Raw genomic sequence first — 20,388 nt, forward strand, 5'->3', positions numbered from 1 at the left:
TTAAAGGAAAAAAGGGGAAGAGAAATGAAGGGAGAAAAAAGAAAATTAGTTATCTCTAAAACGATAACTTTTTTATTTATTGTCGGATTTATAATATTATTTAAAAGTATTTTTGGAGACGAAAATACTCTTATTGGAGTTACTACAATAACTGGAGCATTAACGTTTTTAGAAAGAAACTTAACTACTAGAAAAGGAAGATATTTTATTGAATTACTAGTTTTAAATATAGGACTAGGAATATTTTCTTATATAGCAGGATTAAATCCTACATTGGCTTTAATATTTAATTTTATAAGTATGTTTATTATTGGTTATATATTTTCTTATGATATTAGAAGCCATATGTATGTACCTTTTGGATTACAATATGTATTTATGTTAGCAGTACCAGTAGATTTATCAGGTCTTTATAAGAGAGTTTTATCTCTTATATTTAGTTCAATTTTTATTATGGTAGTTCAAATTATAGTAAATAGAAACAAGATTGAAAAGGAAGGGGTTCCAGCAATAAAAAATCTTATTGATATTACTATAAAGTTATTAAAATCAGAAGATGTAAAAAAAGATAAAGAGTTAAAATTTAAGTTTGAGAGCATTTCAATAAAACTCAAAGAAGTTATATATAATAGCAAAAAAGAAAATTTTCATATAGAGACTAATGGAAAAGCTATGATAGATATAGTTATTTTTCTAAGAAGTATATGTAATAGAAAATTTGAAATAGAAGATAAAGAAATGTATATAGAAGCTTTAAAAAAAATAAATTTATATATAGAAGAAAAGCGTGATTTAAGAACTTTAAATGAGATAGATTTTATTGATACTGATTTAGATTTAAAAGTTATAAGCAAGCTTTTAATAAACTTACAAAATAAAAAAGATAAAAATAATTTTATAGTTTCAGACGAATTAAAAAGCAAAAATAAATTAAATAGATATTTTAATAAAAACTCTATGAGCTTTAGATATGCAATAAGAATTGGTATTACTATAGGACTTAGCAGCTTTATTGTTGATTATTTTAATATATTCCAAGGAAAATGGATGCTATTTACAATATTTGCTCTTATACAGCCTTATTCAGAGTATGGAAAAATAAAAACAATTCAAAGAATGCAAGGAACATTTATAGGTGCAGTAATAGCATTTGTTTTATTTTCTTTAGTAAATAATCCAATTATACAATCAGTATTTATTATAGGAGTAGGATATTTAGATAGTTTCCATAAAACTTATAAGGAAAAAATGATTTATGTAACAATATCTGCTATAGGAGCATCACTCATTTTAGGTGGAACATTTAAAATGGTTAGCACGCGTCTTATATTAATTATGTTAGGTGTAGTAATAAGCGCTATAGGAAATAAATTTATTTTGCCTTATTCTATAGAAGATGCTAAAAAAGAATTAGTTCATATGTATGCTTTAAATAAAGAAAAAATAATTAATGAAATAAGATCAGAAAATAAAAATGGATCTTTAGAAAATCTATATATTGTTTCTTCATTAATAGAGAAAAAATTATATGAGTTTAATTATAATGAAGAGATAAAAAATAAAAAAGAAGAAATTTTAGATGAATATTTTACTTTTAAAAGAAAAGTTTTAAGTTAAGAAAAGACCTTTAGATTATTCTAAAGGTCTTTTTATATGTATTTTAGAAAAAATAATTGAATATAAATTATAGAATAATTGTAGAGGATAGGAGATATTATATGGAAGATATAAATATTATTTCTCTTGGTAATTTTAAAATAAATAACAGAGATTTTTTTAAGAAAATTTTAAATGTAAAAGAAATAGATAGAAAAAAATTAAGATCAATTTGTGGAGGAGAACAAGTAGTATATAAAAACTTTAGAAGAAATCTAAAATATATAAATAATCATTTTATAATAGATAATTTAAATTTAAAAGATATAAATCATGTTATAAAAAAAGTTTTAAGTAATAGAGTGATTAAAGAAAAATATTTAATTATTTATTTTATAGATAAATTTAATGAAGAAAATTTTAATGAAAGCTTATCAATAATAAAAGAGTTTGGTAAAAATTATGATAAAAATTTTTTATTAATATACATTGATAATGAGAATAATCAAAATGATAAAAAATTCTTAGGAGAATTAGATAATATTTTAAAAGTGAAAAAAATATTTGTAAAAGGAAATTCTTTTAATTTTGATATAGAAGAAGAAAAAAGATTTGAATTTGGAAAATTTTTAACTGAAATTTTTTTATTAGAAGAGAAAAATGATATATTAGAAAAATTCTCAGCATTTTGTATACAGAATATTTATAATGCTTCAATAGAAAATGAAAATTTAAATAGTGAAGATATAGTTAAATTTAAATTAGATATAGAAGACAAATTAATCAAAGATGTTAATTTGTTTAATGAAAAAGTACAGAAATTAAGTGAAGAATTTAAAATTAGTTCTTTAGATAAGATTGAATTAATAAAAAAAGAAGAAATAAAAGATATTAAATTTGATAAAAGTCCATTAGGCGTTATGGCCAAACAAATGAATAAAAAATATTATAAAACATTAAGAGAAAAAGTATTTATAAAACTTAAAATAAAAAAGGGATGTATGGGAAAAAATAATGAATTAAAGAAAAAATTAATAAATGAAGCATTTATTCAAAAACAGAGAATAGAAAAAAGTTTTGAATCATATAAAATTAAATAAAAATTTAAATAAAATACACAAAATTAACTCTTTGACAATATAATTTCTATGTGGGAAAATAATAGTATTAGTAGAAAAAAGTAGAAGGAGTTAATATGGATAAAAAAATAATTAGAAGATGTACAATATTTTTACTTATATTTAGTTTTATTTTTTATAACTCATCTATACTAGTTGATGCGCTTGAAAATAAAGATAATCAGAGATTTAAAAATATAACTATAAATGATGGGTTATCACAAGGGTCTGTATATTGCATATTGCAAGATAAAAATGGATATATGTGGTTTGGTACTAATGATGGATTAAATAGATATGATGGATATTCCTTTACTGATTTAAAAGGAAGCGATTCTGAAATGGATAAAATATATCCAGGAATTGTTGGGTCATTAATAGAAGATAATGATGGTTTTATTTGGGCTGGGACAAGCAGTGGATTAAGTAAAATTGATATTAATAGTCTTGAAGTTGAAAGAATAGAGGTAGATAAAAAGAATAAAGATAAAATTTCAAATAAGCATATATGGGAATTATATAAAGATTCAAAAGGTGACATTTGGATAGGTACTGAAGATGGACTAAATAGATATAACAATGAAAGTGGAGAATTTAAAAAATATTTTAATGATACTGAAGACGAAAATAGTTTAAGTGATAATTTTGTTACTTCAATAACAGAAGATAATTTAGGCAGAATGTGGATAGGTACTAAAAATGGAATGAATATTCTAAACAAAGAAGATGGTACTATAAAAAGAATTAATAAAGATAATACAAAAGAGTTTAAAAGCAATAATATAGTTAAAGTATATAAAGATTATGGAAATAATATATGGATAGCAACTCAAGATGCTGGAATAGTTAAATATAATTCTGTAGATAAAAAGTTTGAAGATTTTAAACAAATAAATAAGGATTTTGGATATGAACAATATGCAATAAATAGTATTTACGAAGATAATGAAAGTAATATATGGTTTGGTAGTAAAGGTGGACTTATAAAGTATTCTAAAATAAATGAAAAAGTAGTTAAATATAAAAATAAATACTATGATCCTGAATCATTAGTTAATAATAGTGTACAAAGTGTCTATAAAGACAGAGAAGGTTTAATGTGGATTGGAACTTACAATGGAATAAGTATATTAAATCCAAAAGAAAAATTTGATTACTATAAGAATGATCCTTTAGATTCTAATTCTATAAGCTCTAATTCTATAGGAGGAATGTTTGAAGATTCAGAAGGAAACTTGTGGATAGGAACAACTAATGATGGGCTAAATAAATTAGATAAAGACACAGGAAAGATTAAACGATATAAAGCAGATCCACATAATGAAAATTCCATTTCAAGCAATACTGTATATGAAATAACAGAAAGTAAAAATTATATTTGGATAGGAACTAAAAATGGACTTAATAGAATGGATAAGTCAACAGGAAATATAAAAAAATACTTTAAAGAAGAAAATGAAAATTCTTTAATTAGTAGTGATATAAAAGCTTTATATATGTATCAAGATAGATATTTATGGATAGGTACTAGAGATGGATTAGATATATTTGATATAAAAGAAGAAAAATTTATCAATCTAAATAATATATTTGTAAATGGAAATACAGGAGAAGTATTTGTACGTAGAATTTTTAAAGATAGTAAAAATAATATCTGGATTGGTATGGGGTGGAATGGTGGCCTTATAAAAATAGATTTAGAAAAAAATGAAACAAAATTTTATAAAAACGAAAAAGATAATTTAAATTCTATAAGCAATAATGCTATAAAAGGAATTGCTGAAGATTTAGATGGATATATATGGATTACAACTTCAGAGGGAATAAACAAAATAGATACTAAAACAGATAAGATAAAAAGATTAAGTGAAAAAGATGGACTTATAAATAATTATGCTTACGGTATTTTAGTTGATGAAAATAATAATTTATGGGTTAGTACAAATGGAGGAATATCAAAATTTGATCAAAGAAAAAATACTTTTTCTAATTATACAGTTTTAGATGGTCTTCAAAGTAATGAGTTTAATGGCACATCAGAAGTTAAAACTAAAGATGGAGAAATGTTTTTTGGAGGAGTAAATGGAATAACTGCTTTTTATCCAAGAAAAATAAAAGATGAATATGTAAATAACACAAAAGTATCAATAGGTGAAGTAAAAGTTTTTAATAATAAAGAAATAAATTTTAGTGAAAATATGAATCTTAAGCATTATGAAAATAGTTTTTCAATAGAATTTTTTATGCCAAGCTATTCAAAATTAGGTTCTTGGAATTATGAATATAAATTAGAAGGATTTGATAAAGAGTGGAGAAGTTCTAATAACAGAAATTTTGCCAACTATACAAATCTTTCTCCGGGAAATTATACATTTAAAGTTCGAGCAAGATTTGGAATAGAAGAAGTATCAGAAGTAAATTCATTTAACATAAAAATTAATAAACCTTGGTATAAAACTAATTTAGCATATTTAATATATTTTATAGTTATAGCCTCAATAATTTATTTAATTATAAATAGAGTTAAAATACTTGAAAATTTAGTTAGTGATAGAACAGAAAAATTAAATAATGAATTAATAGAAAAAGAAAAAATATATAAAGAATTACTTAAAATCGAAAAGTTTAGAAATGCATATCTTGTGAATCTTTCACATGAACTTAGGACACCATTAAATGTAATACTTTCTAGTGAGCAATTAATTGATAAGTTGAATAGTGAGGATAAGATAGATAAAAATAATTTAACTAATTATATGAAAATCATAAGAAAAAACTCTAAGGGATTATTGAAAGTAATAAATGATTTAATTGATTCATCTAAAATCAGTTCAGGTATGTATGTTTTGAAATATGAAAAAGTAGATATTGTATATCTTGTAGAAGAAATAGCTTTATCTATGAAAACATATATAGAAGATAATGGATTGGAGCTTATAATAGATCCAGAAATTGAGGAGAAAGAAATTGAATGTTCTGTAGTAGATATAGAGAGATGTATAATAAATTTACTATCAAATGCAGTTAAGTTTACAGAAAAAGGACGTATATATATTTCTATAAAAGAAGAAAATAATAATGTTGAAATAATAATTGAAGATAGTGGTATAGGTATATCTAAAGAACAACAAAGCTTAATATTTGATAGATTTGCAACATTAGAAACAGGAATATCAAGCAAGCATTGTAGTAGTGGAATAGGATTAACTTTAGTTAAAGATATAGTAGAACTTCATAAAGGAAGCATAACTTTACAAAGTGAAGTTGGAGTTGGAAGCAAATTTATTATAAAACTTCCAGTAAAAAAATGCTAAAGTTTACAGAATGTTAATCAAAGCCGAGTTGAATGATAGGGATTAAAGGTATATAATAAAGACAAATAAAAATTACCTAACAATTATTATTAAAAAAGATTAGGAATAGGAGTGAATGATAAGATGAAAGTAATATTTGACGGAGTAGAATTAGAATTAAAGGATAAGGAAGTAGTAGTTGGGCAAGATGCACCAGACTTTGAAGTTGTAGACAGTGAATTAAGAAAAGTAACTTTAAAAGATACAAAAGGAAAAAGAGTATTCTTAGCAGTACCTTCAGTTGATACACCAGTATGTGACATGGAAATTAGAAGATTTAACAAGGAAGCAGCAAGCTTAGGAGATGTTACTATTTACACAATTTCAGCTGACCTTCCATTTGCACAATCAAGATGGTGTGGAAATGCAGGAGTAGATAAAGTAATAACTTTATCAGATTATAATAGCAGAACTTTTGGTAAAAACTACGGAGTATTTATAGAAGAAGTAGCATTGTTATCAAGGGCAGTATTCGTAGTAGATGAAAATAATAAAGTAATTTACGTTGAATATAGTAAAGATGCTTCAGATCATCCAGACTATGATTCAGTATTAGAGTTATTAAGAAAATAATAAATTAAAAAAGATGGTAAATAAATTACCATCTTTTTTTATTTATAGTAACAAAATGTGAGAAAAAAAATAAACTATATTAGATAATAATATTTAGGGGTATATAGTATGAATGGAATGAATCCTCTTATGTCAATGCTTTTAAATGGCTTAGGAGGAAGAGGAATGAACAATAATCCTCTTTTTAATATGCTATTTAATAATATGAATGGTATGCCAAATCAAAATAATATGCAAAATGGGAATATGAATAATTTTGGGGGAAATCCATTAATAAGCATGCTACTTAATAGTATGGGTGGTATGAATAATGGACAACAAAATATGAATAATTTTCAGAGAAATAACAACAATATGGGAAATAATCAAATGAATAATATGATGAATATTCTTAATAATTTAGGAATTGATCCAAATAATTTAAACAATTTAACTAATGATGATTTAAATCGTGTTATGAGTGCTTTAAATGGAATGAATAATAATGGAATGGGTCCAATGAATAATTATGATAGTGGGCATAGAAGACATAAGCGAAAAAGAAGATAGTATATGAGGGGTTCTATTGCAAAAGCAATAGGGCTTTTTCATTAGTTGATAAATAAATATCTATATGATAAATTTTTCATATAGAAAAGATTAATTTATTCTAGAAATGAGGAACATAATGGATAATAAATATATTTTTGAAAATTACATAAATATAGGAAAAGATTTTAAGATTAAAGGAAATATTTTAAAAGCTTTAAGCTTTTTCAAAAAGTCATATAATACAGAATGGGGAAAAAAAGATATTGAATTAGTAATAGATATGGCTCTTATATATCATCAATTAGAGCAAATGGATTTAGCAAAAGAAATGTATATTAAAGCTATTGGTATAGATAATAAAGATGAGAGAGCTTTTTATGGATTAGGAACAATATATGATGAAGAAGAAAATTATGAAAAAGCAAAAGAGTTTTATAAAAGAGCTATAAGTTTAAAAGAAGATTATGATAATGCGTATTTCTTTTTGGCTAATATATATGATGAAGAGGGAGATAAAGAAAAAGCAATAGAAACTTATAAAAAAGTTATAGAAATTAATAACCAATATCTTTTTGCATTTGTAAATATAAGTTGTATTTATGAAGAAATAAAAGAATATGAAAAAGCAGAAAAGTACATAGAAAAAGCATTAGAGTTATCAGATACTCAATTTAGAGTTTTATTTAATGCTGGAGTAATAAAAAAAGCTTTAGGAAAAATAGAAGAAAGCAAAATTTATTATCAAAAATCAATAGAAGAAAATAAAAATTTTCCTTATAGTTATTTAAACTTAGGAGTAATTTATAGGGAAAAAAAAGATTATAAAAAAGCTATAGACATAATAAGTGAAGGAATAAAAAACAATGAAGATGAAGGCTTTCTATATTATAATAGAGCATGTTTTTATTCTTTAATAGGTGAATATGAAAAAGCTTTAGATGATGTTATTAAAAGCACAGAGCTTAATGATTTTTTCATAGATTATATGAAAAAAGATAAAGAATTAGATAATATTAGAGATTTAGATAGATATAAAGAAAAGTTTTAAGGAGATATAAAATATATATCTCCTTTATTAATTTTTAAATTCTCTTGCTAATGTATCAAAGGCCATATTTATAGTTAAATTATTATTCATATCAACAATTTCATTTATTTTATGACTTTTTATCATATCATTTCTTGAAATAAGTTTTTCAGCATTTAAAGTTGTTAATATTACAATATCTCTAAACCTATTAGGATTAAATTTTTCATTTGGAGTTTTAAGCTTTTTATATTCATTAAATAAAAATAAATTATATTTAAGCAATTTTGCAGTTAAAGTTTTTGCACCTTTTTCAGCATTATAAGGAAAGACAAATTTATTAAATATAAATACTATAATTAAACCTATTATTATAAATGCAATTCTAGATAAAGTAATTTCTTTTAATCCTGTGCTAAGTGATGCAATAGAAATAGATGCCATAGAAGTAAAAATTGAAAGCTTATAATATTCACTAAATCCATAAGTAAGATAAAGAGATATAATTAATATTATAAAAGCTAAATAAGGCTGTTTAGAAAAATGAAGTAATACAACAATTATGGTTACTCCAATAATATTTCCTTTTGCTCTATCTTTTCCTTTAGTTAATGTTTCTTCGTAATAAGGTTGCATAACAGACATTATTGTTATACCAACCCAAATAAATTTATATATAGATATAATATGTCCTAAAAATATTATTATAGTTAAGGAAATTGAAATCCTAAGAGAAAATCTAACTCTAATAGAATTTAAATTAAAATCTGAAGGGATTAACACAAAAAGTTTTTCAAGTTCAGATCTATTCCAAGAGGTATAAGGTTTATTTAAATCTTTTAAATTTAAAGTGTTTATATTTTTAATAGAATAAGATAAACATTCTACTATTTCTGATATATCAGGTAAATTTTTATTATTTATATTTGACTTTGCAAACAAGTCTAACTCATTAGTTATTTTAGATATATCTAATTCATTATTTAAAGAATCAAGAACTGAATTAATTTTTTCATGAAGAGAAATTAATGTTTTATCATTAGATAAATCCTTTTCTTTAGAAACAGTATCTATATAGATATTTAATTTTTCAAGAGATAAATAAATATCAAATTGGATTTTACCTATATTGGTTGTTAGAAAATTTCTATATCTAGTTATATATATCTTATAGCAAAGTGTCCTCATAGTTTTTGAAAAATTTGTATATATTCTATAATCTTTATTTCCGTCTATTATAGTTTTTATATATTCATTAAAAATTTGGAGTGGTTTATATATTGTATGAATTATTATATTTTTTTTAGTTTTTCTAGATGTTATAAATGTTAAGCCCATAACTAAAATAATTCCAAATAACATTGATGCTATACGAGTTATATAATCTTCAAAAGATACTGGAGAAAAGCTTGTAAAAACAAATAACATCATAAAAGGTTTATATATTTTAGGATTAAATTTTACAGTAAGAAAATAAGCTATTAAAAAAATAGTTAAAAAATTTATAGGGATACCTATATAAGGATTTATAGAAGCTAAAAAAGATGCTGTTATAATTGCTGAATCAATTAGAATTAATTTAAAGGTTTTGCTTATTGTTTTTACATGAATATCTTCAAAAGATAAAGAGATTGCAGTTAAAGCTATTGGAAAAGCAAGCATACCATTAGTCATACCAAAAAAATAAACTATACTAAACATTGATATAGTAGCAACAGTTCCATACTTGAGCATTTTTTTAACATCTAAATTTGTAAGTGAAATAAGTTTTTTAAACATATCTATAATACTCCTAAAATAAATTATAAAATTAGTATATCTAAATGATAAAAAACTATTCTTTAATAAAGAGTTTGTATAAATAAGAAGAAAAATATATAATATAGTTATATAAAAATATTATTTTTAAAGGAGCATAAAATGAAATCAGTTTACAAAAACCCAAAAGAGTTAGCAACATGTTTAAAGGATTTAGTAGATTTATATTTAGATAATTTAATGTCTGAAGAAAAATTAAAAGTTAGAATATTAAAAATGATTGATGCAAACGGGTCAGCTATATATGATGAAGAAGGACATATGCCAGTTAAACTACATAATATTCTAGGCGATGAGAGAAAAGAGATAATAGATCGTATATATTCTGAAAGATAATATATAAAATAAAAGGATATTTCTATAAAGAGGTATCCTTTTTTAATATGTTTAATTTAAATTTAGGAGAATGATATGAAGAAAAAAGAAATTGAAGAGAAATATAAATTATTCTTAAAAATAGTTGTATCAGTTGGAAGTTTTGATAATTATAATAGTTTTTTTAATATATATAGTGAATATGAAGATGCTTGTAGAAGAATTTTAGTCTTAACTCCATATAAGGAATTAGAAGAAGTTAATGAATTTGATAAAAATAAAAAAATAGATAGTCCAATAGAACATGAAGGTAATCTTTGGCTTAAAGAGTATAATATTTTAACAAATCCAGAAAAAATAGATTTAGATTCAATAGATATAGAAGAAAAGTTAATATGTAGTTTTATAGAGAAATGTAATAACTATTAAAGAGAATATAAAATTAATAAAAAAGAAATAGTTATAGAAAATAAAAAAAGAGGCGTATGCCTCTTTTTAGTTATATCCGTTATTTTCAAGCCATTGTAAGAAATTTAATGTACCTTTAAATTGAATATTTAAATTTCCATTAGTAGTACTTAATGATTGAATATTTATATTTTTAAGAACTGAAAAACGAAGTATTATATCACTATTTGCTTTATTGACAGCAATAATTGAATTATCATGCAAATGGTCAAATAACATTTCTTTTGGTATAGATATAAATCCAACTTTTCCACTTTCATAATGGAAAATACCTTTTCCATCTTCAGCAGAGCATTTAAATGTAAGCTTTGCTTGAACAGGAATATCTTTGTAATTAATATCAGCATAAATATATATAGTATTATTATTAGCAGCTTGAACACTTAATCCTTTTACATATTCAGAAATTTTAGGATTATCTTTAAATGCAGAAATAAATAAGTCTGTTAATTCGTCATTAGAGAAATTTGTGTTAGAAGTAGCTGTTATTCCTGTTAATGATAAAGAGATATTATTAGGAATAAATTTTTTTGCTAAATCTAATTGTGTCATAGTAGATGGTGAATCTAATGGAGTTACTGGAACAGATGGTTTAAATGAAAACTTGTACACTCCAAAGATTGCTAGAAATAATATACAAATTACAACTACTAATCCTATTAAAAATTTTTTCATGCGTTCACTTCCTTTAATTGTAAATAAATTAAATAATAATATTATTACATTATTATATCATAAATAAAAAGCTTCTCCTATTAAGAGAAGCTTTTTTTGGCAAAGGATTTGGGTTGTATGCCAAATTATTCATACACAATAAGTGTAAATGTTTTCTTATATTTATTATAACAAAAAAAGGAAAAATTTCAATAAAAATAAAAACTTTGTATTATAGGTACAAAGTTTTTATTTAAATCTATATATTTATATTTTTATATGAGGATACGCTATTTTAATTTGATGATGCCTCTATTTGGTGTTCTTTAACGTCAATTTTTTTCCAAAGAATAAGTCCGTAAACTGCGTTAACTGTAAATTGAATCCACATCATAGCACCAGATAATGCTCCAAGTGAGAAGACAGGTGCTGCTACAAGGGAATGTATATATAAGGCTATTCCAACTGCATCAGAAAGAATCCAAAAATACCAAGTTTCTTTAAATCTTTGAGTTGATACAATAACAGCACATATAGTAATTGTTGCTGTAAATGAATCTATTAAATAAGAAGTATCAGGTTCAATAGTAAAATTGAATAAAGATTTTATTATCTCTGGTAAATGATATACAAATTGAGAATATAATGCCCAAACTAAAATTACAAAAATAATAACAGCAATCCATTGTGTTAATTTTAAGCTTCTAACTTCAATTGTAGAAGATGATGAATCTTTCTTTTGTGCTTCTAAAGTACTTTTTTTCCATGCATAGAAACCATAACAGTTCATTGGTAACATATATAAAGTGTAAAGAATAACTTCACCATACATATGACGTGAAAGGGAAACAAATATATAAAAACATGTATTAGCAACTCCCCAAGCATAAGCAGCTACTTCAGCACGAGCAGTATAAATTGCTGCAAATAAACCTGTTATAGTTGAAAGTAAACCAGCTATTGTAACTATTGTTAAGCTAGTAGCAAGTGATTGCCCTTGAAATACAGGACTTATAAAGAATAAAATGTTTACAACTAAAAAGAAAATTAAGTAAACCTTGTGAAATTTTGAAAACTTTTTAAATGAGTTAATCATAATGCCTCCTAAAAACTAATCATTGGTATTTATAAATTCGAATTTTCAAACTTATTGTATAGTTAAAAAATTAATAATTCAATGTAATAAAAAAGGATAAAAGTCAAAAAAAGGTTAATAGAATATTCTAAATGATAAAGTATGAATAAATTAATAATAAAAAATGGACGTAAATATTTACATAACAACAGTTTTCCAAGTAATAAGGTATATTATACAAAAAAAGATAAAAAAATAATGAACATTAAAAATAAATAGATAATAATAAATATAAAATTTAAATAAAAAAATAGATTTTAATATAAAAATGAAAGTATGAAAAGGTTTAATTAGTTGAAAAAAATAAATAGAGTAGTCTTTAAATAAAATTATATACATTTAATAGTTAATAGAATACACAAAAAATACATTAATATATTATAATATATAATTTTTTGAGATTAAAGAGTATAAAATAATATTAATTAAGTTGCTTAAAACTCTTCTTGAAAACGTTAAACATTAATTAACATATAAATTTATTTATATAAAAAAGTAGCTTTAGAATTAACTTTTATTTTGTTTAAAATATTATAGAATATTTAGTTTTTAAATTTTTTTGAGGATTCTTTTATAAATTATTGATTTTATTAGAGTTATACTTGTATAATAGGACAGTAAATAAAGATTAGACAGTTCGAAAGCCTCCTGTCTATAAATAAAACTAAGGCATTTTAAACTTATGTTTAATTTGTGTGCCTTTATAAAGGAGATAAATTTATGCAAAGATACAGTAAAGTATTAGGAAAAAATAAAAGAGAAATGGTAATGCTAAAAGGCTTTCCTTGTAAGTGGGGAAGATGTACTTTTTGTGATTACATAGAAGATAACTCTAAAAATGAAAAAGAAATAATATCTTTTAATAAAGAAGTATTAAAAAATGTAACTGGTGAATTTAAAGTTTTAGATGTAATAAATTCAGGTAGTATTTTTGAATTACCAGATGAAAGTTTAAAAGATATTAGAGAAATTATAATATCAAAAGGAATAGAAAAATTATTTGTTGAATGCCATTGGATATACAAAGAGAGATTAGATGAAATGAGAGAATTTTTTGGTATTGAAATAATTTTTAGATGTGGAGTAGAAACTTTTGATAATGATTTTAGAATGAAATTTTTAAATAAAGGTGCAGGTTTTAAAGAATATACAGAAGTAAATAAATATTTCGACTCTATATGTTTACTTGTAGGTATAAAAGGTCAAACAAAAGAAATGATAGAGAGAGATATTGAAATATTAGAAAATCATTTTAAATTAGGATGTGTAAATGTTTATGTTGAAAATACAACATCACTTAAAAGAGATGAGGAATTAATAAAATGGTTTGCTGAAAAATATGCTTATCTAAAAGATAATGAAAGGATAGAAGTTCTTTTTCATAATACAGATTTAGGTGTAGGGAGCGAAGACTAATATGAGAAAAAATAGTAAAACAGTAGTATTAGCAAAACTTGCAATAGTTTGTGCACTTTATGCAGTAATGACTTTTGCAGTAGCACCTATAGGTTATGGAATATTTCAAATAAGAATTTCAGAAGTGTTAGTTCTTTTAGCATTTTTTGATAAGAGATATGTAATAAGCTTAACTCTTGGATGTTTAATTGCAAATATTATGAGTCCATTTGGGATATCTGATATAATTTTTGGAACTTTAGGAACTTTATTTTCTACATATTTAATAAGCAAAACAAAAAATATGTTTCTTGGAAGCTTTTGGCCAACAATTTTTTGCCTTCCAGTAGTATATTTTTTACACATATTTGCTCATTTACCATTTTGGATAAGCTTAGTTGGCTTTTCATTAGGAGAGTTTATATCTGTAACAGTTGTTGGATATCCTTTATATAAAGCTTTAATAAAAAGAAAAAAATTCTTAGAAATAATAAAGTTATAATATTGATAAGACTTAGGTTGTTAAAACTTAAGTCTTATTTTTATCTAAAATTTTTCAAAATATTAATTGTATGTATACAAAAATTCAAAAATACCAAAAATATTTTAATGTATAATAAAAAAACAGCTTTGTTTAAAGTTAAAAAATATTAAAGAGGTTTTAAATATGGATGCTATTAAAATTTATAGTGATATGATTAAAAAAAGAATAGATGAACCAAAAAAATTTAGAAAGATGCTTAAGACAGGATATAATTTAGAATATTTAAGATTAAAGCTTATGGGTGAAAAAGATTTACCTAAATCACTTAATTATCTTTCTGAACTTTGCATGAAGTTTACTCTAGAACCTTTAAAAAACTCAAATAATACTGTTTTTATAAATGTATTTACTCCTGGAGAGTTTTTGCATGCTTTTGATTTACATCCACAGCTTATAGAAGCATTTTCTTCATATATTTCAGGAACAAGATGTGAAGATGTATTAATAGATGTAGCAGAAAGAAATGGAATATCTGATAGTCTTTGTTCTTATCATAAGACATTTATAGGTGGAGCAATATCAAAAGTAATTGAAAAACCAAGATTTGCAATTACAACATCTACTGCTTGCGATGGAAACATAAATACTTTTAGACTTGTATCAGAACTTTATGGAATAGATAGTTTTGTTATAGATGTTCCATATGAATATTCAGAGGAATCTGTTTCATATGTAGAAAATCAATTGCATGAAATGGTATCTTTTATGGAGGAACATTTAGGAAGAAAATTAAATGAAGAAAAATTAAAAGAAGTAGTTTTAAGAGAAAATGAATCTTTAAAATGTTATAAAGAATATTTAAGATTATTAGGAGAAAAATATTTCCCAAATAGTTTGACTATCGAAATGTTTAGAGTTTTTGTTACTCATCCTTTTATAGGAAGAGAAGACTCTTTAAAATTTTATAAGATGCTTTTAGATGATATAAAAAATTATCCTTATAAAAAACCTAAAAAGAAAATTTTATGGGCACATTTACTTCCATTTTATAGTCAATCCTTAAGAGAATATTTAGATAAAAATGAAGAATATCAACTTTTAATGTCTGATATGAATGGAGACTATTTAGAAGAGATAGATGTAAATAATATTTATAGATCTATTGCTAAAAAACTTATATTAAATTCTTATAATGGTCCATATGAAAGAAGAGGAAATAATATATTAAAATTAGCTAAAGAATTAAATGCTGATGGAGTAGTTAACTTCTGTCATTGGGGCTGTAAACAATCAAGTGGTGGTTCATTAATATTAAAGGAAATATTAAATAAAAATAATATTCCTATGCTTAGTATTGATGGAGATGCTGTTGATAGAAGAAATGGTCAAGAAGGTCAAAATAAAACTAGACTTGAAGCTTTCTTTGAAATGTTAGAAAGTAAGGATGGAGGGGAAAAATAATATGATAGGATGTATGTGTAAATATAGTCCTTTTGCTATATTTGAAGGTTTTTCAGAAGAAGGAAAAATTATTAATAGTGATATAGATGGATTTGATAAGTCAGAAACTCTTCTTCATCCATCAATGTGTTCTTATAGCAAAGTTCTTTTAGATACTTTAATTGAAAAAGGAATAGAAGAAGTTTTTCTTGTAAATTGTTGTGATTCCATCAGAAGATTAAAAGATACTTTAGAAAAAATGGATGAAATAAAGTTTGTTTATATGATGGACTTACCAAGAAAAAATAGTTGCTGTTCTAAAGATATGCTTAAAAATGAAATAATTAAATTTATAAAAGCTTATGAAGAATATAAAGGTAAAGAATTTAATATAGAAAAGTTTAATAAAGGATTATATAAATATCTTTCACCAAAAAGAGAAAAAGAAAAAGACTATATTGTTCTTTTAGGAGCTAAGGCTTCATTAGATTTAATACATAAGATAGAAGATAATCTTGATTATCCTCTTGTAAATGAGACTTGCTCTAAAGAACATTATATAACTGAAGTTAACAATTTTAATTCTATAGAAGAGATAGCAGAATGGTATTCAGATCAAATATTGAGTAAAACTCCTTGTATGAGAATGGCTGATACAACTAATAGAAGAACTTTAGTTGAAGATCCTAATTTAAAAGGAATAATATATCATACAGTTAAATTCTGTGACCATTATTCATTTGAATATATGGGATTAAATAAAGGAAATATTCCAATTATAAAGATAGAATCAGATTTAACTAATCAAAGTAATGGACAGATAAAAACTCGTATAGAAGCTTTTAATGAGCAGTTAAATGGAGGACAGTTCAAGATGAAAGAAATAAAAAATAAAGATAAAATATATGCTATGGGAGTAGATAGCGGTTCTACTTCAACAAATGTAATTATTTTAGATAAAGATAAAAATATTTTAAGTAGTGTAATAGTTAGAACAGGAGCTAGAGCTAAGGATTCAGCTTATAAAGCTTTAGATTTAGCATTAAAAGAAGCTAAATTAACTAAAGAAGATATATCTTTAATAGTTGGAACAGGTTATGGTAGATATAATATAGATTTCGTAGATGAAAATATAACAGAAATAACTTGTCATGGTAAAGGAGCACATTTCTTTAATAAAGATGTTAGAACAATAATAGATATTGGAGGACAAGATAGTAAGGCAATATCTATTGATGAAAATGGAAATGTAAAAAGCTTTGTTATGAATGATAAGTGTGCAGCTGGTACTGGTAGATTCTTAGAAATGATAAGTAAAACTCTTGAAATAGAATTAAAAGATATGTCTGTAGAAGGACTTACTTATAATGAAGATATAACTATAACAAGTGTTTGTTCAGTATTTGCTGAATCAGAAGTTGTTTCTTTAATTGCAGATAACAAAGAGAGAAGAGATATAATTCATGGAGTAAACAAATCTATTGCAACAAAAACAGTTGCTCTTGTAGATAGAGTGGGAAGAAATCCAGGATTTATGATGACTGGTGGGGTTGCAAAAAATGCTGGTGTAATAAAAGCAATAGAAGAAAGATTAAATGGAAAATTATTTATAGCAGAAGAACCACAAATTTGTGGAGCTGTAGGTGCAGCTTTAATAGGACTTGAAAAAATATTAGAAACTTTATAATATTTGAATAAAATTATTAAAAGTGATTAAGAATACTGAAAAGAATGGAAAGTAAGTATTCTTAATCACTTTTATTTTAGGAATATATTGGATTATACTATTAATATATAGAAATAATCTTGGAGGATTTTATGGAGTTTAATGAAAATCAATTAAAAGTAATAAATGAATTTAATAGAAATATATACTTAACTGCTCCAGCAGGAACAGGAAAAACAATGGTTCTATCAGAAAGAATATGTAAAATGCTAGATAAAGGAATAGATGCTAAAAAAATTTTATGTATAACTTTTACTAATAAAGCTTGTATGGAGCTTAAAGAAAGAATATTAGATAAAACAAAAGGAAGAGGTAAAGATGTTATAGTAAAAACTTTTCATAGTTTTTGCTTATCAATAATAAAAGAATTTGCAAAAAAGAAAACAGATTTTTTCTATGATTTCACAGTTTTTGATCAAAATGATACAAAAGAATTAATAAAAAGAATTAGTGAACCTAGAAATTTAGATCCAATAAGGCTTCAGAAATGTATAAATTTCATAAAAGAAATAAGAATAGAAAAAGATATTTTTACAGAAAGTGAAAACAAGGATTTACTTAGAGTTTTAGAAATAATAAAAAATAGTAGAGAAAAAAGAATTAAGCTAAGTGATTTAGTAACTTATAAAGAAGGATATGAATTTATAAAAGATTCAAACTTAGAAAATTTAATTTTAAATGAGGGAAATGTTTTTGCTAGAGTATATAATACTTTGTTAGCTACAAATAGAGGAATTGATTTTAATGATATTTTATCAACTGCAAAAATTATTTTTAGAAATAAAGAAATAGTAGAAGAATATAGAGAAAGATTTAAATATATTTGTGTAGATGAAATGCAGGATACAGGACTAATTGAATATGGAGTAATAAGAAAAATTTTTGAAGGAAATAATGTTTTGTTATGTGGAGATTCTTTTCAAACAATATATTCTTTTAGAGGTTCAAAGCCTTTAGAAATATTATATGACTTTAGAAAATTTAATCCAATAGAAATTTCTTTTAATGAAAATTATCGTTCAACTAAAAAAATAAATAATTTAAGTAAAACATTTCTTAAAAATGCTTTTAAAGATAAATTTAATAAAATATATTCAAATGGATTAGAGTCATTTTCAAAAGAAGATGGAGATGATATAAAGATTTTATCTTTTGAAAATCCAAAAGAAGAGTCAAGAGGAATTATAAAAATATGCAAAGAGCTTCAGGAAAAAGGAGCAGACTTGAAAAGTACTTGTATTTTGACTAGAAATAATTATATAAATACTGATATAAGTATGCAAATAAGAGAGCTTCAGGAAAAAAATTTAAATTTTGAATTTGCTCTTGTAGATGATTTTAATTTTTTTAAGAGAGTAGAAGTTAAAGATGTTATAGGATTTTTTAAAGTTATAATAAATGAACATGATACTGTAAATTTAGAAAGAATATTAAAGAAATTAAATACAAAAGTTTCAAAGGATACAATAAGCTCTATAATGGATAGTAAAACTCATAAAAAACTTAGAATAAAAATAAATGACTATGTAAGTGAGTACAGTGAAAAAGGAGAATATTATACTACATTAATAGAAGAATTTAAAAATTCTAATATAGTTGTATTTGATGTAGAGAGTACTGGAGTTAATGTAACAGAAGATGAGATAATACAAATAGCTGCTATAAAGTTAGATTCTAATGGAAATGAAATAGATAAATTTGAAAGATTTATAAAACCATCTAAAACAGTTGGAAGCTCATATTTTGTCCATAATTTTAGTGATGAATATTTAAAAGAAGTTGGAGAAGAAAAAGAAATTGTATTTAAGGATTTTTTAGATTATATAGATGGTACAGTAATAGTTGGGCATAATGTAAATTATGATATAAGCATATTTTCAAGTGAGCTTAAAAGAGCTAGAATGAAAAAAATGAATTTAAAAGGGGTTTATGATACTCTTGAAATTTATAGAAGATTTTATTCTCAATTACCAAATCATAAATTAGAATATTTAAGTAAATTTGTAGGGACAAAAACAAGACCTAGTCACAATGCTTTAGATGATATAAGGGCAACGGGAGAAATTTTAACAATAGCATTAAATGAAAAAATAATTCCTTTTAGTGAAGAAAGAAAAAATATTATAAATAAGGATTTTGATAAATTTAGATATTTTAGAGAAAGTCTAAAAGAGATAAGAAAAAATAGTTATGAACTTAGAAGTTATGAAATGATAGATTATTTATTAGAAAAATTTAATTTTTTTGGTTCATATTCAAATGAAACAAAAGAGATAAAAAAAGAAAACATAAGTAAATTAAGAGAAGTTTTAAAGATAGTAGATGAAAAAGAAAAAATCCCAAGAGATTCAATTATTGAAAGTATAAATTTAACAGGATTATCAAATGGAGATTTAGAAGAGATTTTAGTAAATAAAAACGGTAAGATAAGAATTCCTATTTTAACAATACACCAAGCTAAGGGATTGGAATTTGAAAATATAATATTAAGTGGGTTACAAGAAGGAACATTTCCAAATAAAAAAGGAGATATTGAAGAAGAAAAAAGACTTTTTTATGTTGGTCTTACAAGAGGTAAAAGAAGAATATTTTTAACATATTCTATGAAAAATAAATGGAATAAAAGAGTAGATAGAAGTTATTTTATAGATTTATTAAGTGAATAAAATTTGGATATAAAAGTATGAGATAAAGTTAAAAGAGATATGTATTATAGGTATATACATATCTCTTTTCAATTAAAAACATAAATTTC

General features: G+C 23.5%; 16 protein-coding genes. 13 read left to right on the top strand and 3 right to left on the bottom strand.

Annotated features, from left to right (window positions below):
- The first annotated feature begins 24 nt into the window (after window positions 1–24).
- The 6 genes from HMPREF1092_RS03935 (at window position 25) to HMPREF1092_RS03960 (ending at window position 8,219) form a co-directional block, all read left to right on the top strand.
- The gene (locus HMPREF1092_RS03935) at window positions 25–1,617 is read left to right on the top strand and encodes an FUSC family protein (RefSeq protein ID WP_002597315.1); all 1,593 of its coding nucleotides are present in this window, start codon (window positions 25–27) and stop codon (window positions 1,615–1,617) included.
- Window positions 1,618–1,718: 101 nt separating this feature from the next.
- Window positions 1,719–2,696 (top strand): hypothetical protein, encoded by a 978-nt coding sequence (locus HMPREF1092_RS03940; RefSeq protein WP_002597316.1) that lies wholly within the window; start codon window positions 1,719–1,721, stop codon window positions 2,694–2,696.
- Window positions 2,697–2,791: 95 nt separating this feature from the next.
- A complete protein-coding gene (locus HMPREF1092_RS03945) occupies window positions 2,792–6,028 on the top strand; it encodes a ligand-binding sensor domain-containing protein (protein WP_002597317.1) in 3,237 nt (1,078 codons plus the stop codon).
- Between the two features lie 123 nt (window positions 6,029–6,151).
- Complete coding sequence (gene tpx / locus HMPREF1092_RS03950) at window positions 6,152–6,640, top strand: thiol peroxidase (protein ID WP_002597318.1); 489 nt, start codon at window positions 6,152–6,154, stop codon at window positions 6,638–6,640.
- 108 nt (window positions 6,641–6,748) lie between these two features.
- Complete coding sequence (locus tag HMPREF1092_RS03955; RefSeq protein WP_002597319.1) at window positions 6,749–7,189, top strand: hypothetical protein; 441 nt, start codon at window positions 6,749–6,751, stop codon at window positions 7,187–7,189.
- A gap of 118 nt (window positions 7,190–7,307) precedes the next feature.
- Window positions 7,308–8,219 carry a tetratricopeptide repeat protein gene (locus HMPREF1092_RS03960; RefSeq protein WP_002597320.1) on the top strand — a complete coding sequence of 304 codons (912 nt, stop codon included), beginning with the start codon at window positions 7,308–7,310 and terminating at the stop codon, window positions 8,217–8,219.
- Window positions 8,220–8,246: 27 nt separating this feature from the next.
- Here the strand turns inward: HMPREF1092_RS03960 and HMPREF1092_RS03965 are convergent, their stop codons facing one another.
- Window positions 8,247–9,977, bottom strand: coding sequence for an FUSC family protein (locus tag HMPREF1092_RS03965; RefSeq protein WP_002597321.1), 1,731 nt, complete (start codon window positions 9,975–9,977; stop codon window positions 8,247–8,249).
- A gap of 141 nt (window positions 9,978–10,118) precedes the next feature.
- Here HMPREF1092_RS03965 and HMPREF1092_RS03970 point away from each other — a divergent pair, with 141 nt between their 5' ends.
- Together HMPREF1092_RS03970 and HMPREF1092_RS03975 are read left to right on the top strand one after the other, a co-directional pair.
- Window positions 10,119–10,352: a TIGR04540 family protein gene (locus HMPREF1092_RS03970; RefSeq protein WP_002597322.1), complete on the top strand. Its 234-nt coding sequence runs from the start codon at window positions 10,119–10,121 to the stop codon at window positions 10,350–10,352.
- Between the two features lie 75 nt (window positions 10,353–10,427).
- The gene (locus HMPREF1092_RS03975) at window positions 10,428–10,760 is read left to right on the top strand and encodes a hypothetical protein (RefSeq protein WP_002597323.1); all 333 of its coding nucleotides are present in this window, start codon (window positions 10,428–10,430) and stop codon (window positions 10,758–10,760) included.
- 66 nt (window positions 10,761–10,826) lie between these two features.
- On the opposite strand, the gene HMPREF1092_RS03980 is transcribed toward HMPREF1092_RS03975, so the two are convergent.
- On the bottom strand, window positions 10,827–11,474 hold the full coding sequence (locus tag HMPREF1092_RS03980) for a hypothetical protein (RefSeq protein WP_002597324.1): 648 nt from the start codon (window positions 11,472–11,474) through the stop codon (window positions 10,827–10,829).
- A gap of 274 nt (window positions 11,475–11,748) precedes the next feature.
- On the bottom strand, window positions 11,749–12,549 hold the full coding sequence (gene pnuC, locus HMPREF1092_RS03985; protein ID WP_002597325.1) for a nicotinamide riboside transporter PnuC: 801 nt from the start codon (window positions 12,547–12,549) through the stop codon (window positions 11,749–11,751).
- A gap of 759 nt (window positions 12,550–13,308) precedes the next feature.
- Between pnuC and HMPREF1092_RS03990 the strand changes: the two genes are divergently transcribed.
- From HMPREF1092_RS03990 to HMPREF1092_RS04010, 5 genes are all read left to right on the top strand, one after another.
- Window positions 13,309–14,004, top strand: a complete 696-nt coding sequence (locus HMPREF1092_RS03990; protein ID WP_002597326.1) for a radical SAM protein — start codon at window positions 13,309–13,311, stop codon at window positions 14,002–14,004.
- A gap of 1 nt (window position 14,005) precedes the next feature.
- Window positions 14,006–14,485, top strand: a complete 480-nt coding sequence (locus HMPREF1092_RS03995) for a QueT transporter family protein (protein ID WP_002597327.1) — start codon at window positions 14,006–14,008, stop codon at window positions 14,483–14,485.
- 165 nt (window positions 14,486–14,650) lie between these two features.
- Window positions 14,651–15,928 (top strand): 2-hydroxyacyl-CoA dehydratase subunit D, encoded by a 1,278-nt coding sequence (locus HMPREF1092_RS04000; RefSeq protein ID WP_002597328.1) that lies wholly within the window; start codon window positions 14,651–14,653, stop codon window positions 15,926–15,928.
- Between the two features lies 1 nt (window position 15,929).
- Window positions 15,930–17,594, top strand: coding sequence for an acyl-CoA dehydratase activase (locus HMPREF1092_RS04005; RefSeq protein WP_002597329.1), 1,665 nt, complete (start codon window positions 15,930–15,932; stop codon window positions 17,592–17,594).
- 131 nt (window positions 17,595–17,725) lie between these two features.
- Window positions 17,726–20,299 carry a 3'-5' exonuclease gene (locus HMPREF1092_RS04010; RefSeq protein WP_002597330.1) on the top strand — a complete coding sequence of 858 codons (2,574 nt, stop codon included), beginning with the start codon at window positions 17,726–17,728 and terminating at the stop codon, window positions 20,297–20,299.
- Window positions 20,300–20,388: the final 89 nt, after the last annotated feature.

The sequence above is a fragment of the Clostridium thermobutyricum genome (assembly GCF_000371465.1).
GTDB classification, from domain to species: Bacteria; Bacillota; Clostridia; order Clostridiales; family Clostridiaceae; genus Clostridium; species Clostridium thermobutyricum.